Source organism: Sulfitobacter sp. UBA1132 (assembly GCF_002311545.1).
Taxonomy (GTDB): Bacteria; Pseudomonadota; Alphaproteobacteria; order Rhodobacterales; family Rhodobacteraceae; genus Sulfitobacter; species Sulfitobacter pontiacus.
This window is the reverse complement of the sequence record NZ_DCAN01000003.1, coordinates 1-1,923: the sequence shown is the minus strand read 5'-3', so window position 1 is coordinate 1,923 and position 1,923 is coordinate 1. Positions and strand designations below refer to the sequence as shown.

Annotated in this window: 3 protein-coding genes and 1 pseudogene; all 4 read right to left on the bottom strand. The window is 58.8% G+C overall.

Annotated elements, in window-relative coordinates:
- Positions 1-162 (bottom strand): annotated as a pseudogene (locus B4F27_RS00910) (branched-chain amino acid ABC transporter permease); the annotation flags it as partial.
- Positions 159-1,169 (bottom strand): branched-chain amino acid ABC transporter permease, encoded by a 1,011-nt coding sequence (locus B4F27_RS00905; protein ID WP_005853635.1) that lies wholly within the window; start codon positions 1,167-1,169, stop codon positions 159-161. The pseudogene B4F27_RS00910 and the gene B4F27_RS00905, both read right to left, overlap by 4 nt.
- Positions 1,169-1,597: a hypothetical protein gene (locus B4F27_RS00900; protein ID WP_286758618.1), complete on the bottom strand. Its 429-nt coding sequence runs from the start codon at positions 1,595-1,597 to the stop codon at positions 1,169-1,171. The genes B4F27_RS00905 and B4F27_RS00900 overlap by 1 nt, the downstream gene beginning before the upstream one ends.
- 21 nt (positions 1,598-1,618) lie before the next feature.
- A partial coding sequence (locus B4F27_RS00895) for an ATP-binding cassette domain-containing protein (RefSeq protein ID WP_286758617.1) occupies positions 1,619-1,923 on the bottom strand: 305 nt, incomplete at its 5' end.

Genomic DNA, 1,923 nt, shown 5'->3' with positions numbered 1-1,923 from the left:
CGCAAAGCCCCATTGCAGGTTCACGCCAAGTGCCATGATGCTGGAGATCAGACCCATCGCAATGATCAGCAGCGCCGCGTTCCAGCTTTGCGCAAACCCGGTCAGTACGATCAGCAGCGCGACAATGGCGAAAAGAGCGGTGTTTTTCAGTGTCTCGTTCATACCGATTGCCCCTTGAACAGACCTGTGGGTTTGAACAGCAGCACGATCAACAAGATCACGAAGCTGACGGCGAATTTATAGTCGGTGGACAAAAGCTGCACCAAGCCGTCGGGGGCCATCCCCTCGGGTGCGAGGTAGCCAAAGACCTTTTTCCACGCGTAGGTGATCGTCACCTCGGAGAATGCGATAACAAAGCCCCCCGCGATGGCTCCGATCGGGCTGCCAAGACCGCCCACGATCGCGGCGGCAAAGATCGGCAGCAGCAGTTGGAAATAGGTGAAGGGTTTAAAGGACTTGTCCAACCCGTAAAGCACGCCGGCGGTGGTCGCCAGACAGGCCACAATGATCCAGGTGATCATGACTACGCGTTCAGGGTTGATGCCTGACAGCAGCGCCAGATCCTCGTTATCAGAGTAGGCGCGCATGGATTTGCCCGAGCGTGTCTTGTTCAGGAACCAGAACAGTGCGGCAACCACGATGACAGCCGTCACCACGGTCAGCCCTTGGGTCGTTTTGATCGCCAGACCTTCCTCAAGCCCCGTCATCTCTTTGAAGTCACGGGCCGAGATGATGAAGCGTTCACCATCCAGAAACCGTTGATCCTCTGCGCCGATGATAAAGCGGGTGATGCCGTTATAGACGAATGTCACCCCCAGCGAGACGATGACAAAGATCACCGGCTTGGCCTTCTTTTCGCGGTAGAAGCTATAGACAAGTTTGTCTGTGCCAAGCAGCAGCCCGATGGTGATGATGATCGCAAAGGGCAGCGCCAGCAGGGCAGTCGGCAGGACACCCAGGCTCAGCCCCAGCGACTGGAAACCCCAGGTGATCAGCACAGCGGACATCGCGCCAAGCGCCATTGTGTCGCCATGGGCAAAGTTCGAGAACCGCAAGATGCCATAGACCAGCGTCACCCCAAGCGCACCAAGCGCAAGTTGCGACCCATAGGCGATGCCCGGAACCAGCACATAGTTGGCCAAGGCGATGAAAGCGTTGAGTAAATCCATTATTTACATGTCCCTAGATAGCTGATGACAATCGGCCCATCAGCGTAATGCACGGTATAACGGGAGGCTCCGTCGGCGGCGATGCTCAGCAGGTGGCGGGCATCAAACCCACCCCCCGTCAGGGACAGCGCCTTGACCTGTTTCGTGCCGGTCATCTCGACGGTTTCGGCGTCGCTGACCATTTGTGATTGAACCGTCAGCGCATCGGCAGAGGCTCCGCCAGCGTTGCCGGTGATGTCGGGGGTGAACTCTGTCTCGGTGCAGGGCTCGTTTTCCACACATTCCCACGTAAAACGGCAGGCGATCGCAATCGTCTGCTGGAAGGGCTCTGCGGGGGCCGTAGCGGCTGCGGCGGTCGGGGCTGTTGCAGCGGTCGTGGCAACGCTGTCCTGCGCCAAGGCTGGTGCCGTGGTTGCCAATAGGGCCATCGGAAGGGTCCATCGCATCGCTTAACCCCCCAGAAAGGATTTGCGAACTTCGGGGTCTTCCAAAAGCTCTTTGCCCGTGCCGGTAAAGGCATTGGCCCCTTGCACCAGGACATAGCCCTTATCCGCAATCTCCAGCGCTTGGCGGGCGTTTTGTTCCACCATCAGGATCGGGATACCGGTCCGCGCGACCTCGATGATGCGGTCGAACAGTTCGTCCATCACAATGGGGGATACGCCAGCGGTGGGTTCGTCCAGCATCAGCACCTTCGGCTGCGTCATCAGAGCGCGGCCCACAGCGACCTGCTGGCGTTGCCCGCCCGACAGCT

Excerpts from the sequence above, each read along its gene's own strand:
- B4F27_RS00900 (WP_286758618.1), bottom strand. The coding sequence starts at position 1,597 with ATGGCCCTATTGGCAACCACGGCACCAGCCTTGGCGCAGGACAGCGTT.
- B4F27_RS00905 (WP_005853635.1), bottom strand. The coding sequence starts at position 1,169 with ATGGATTTACTCAACGCTTTCATCGCCTTGGCCAACTATGTGCTGGTT.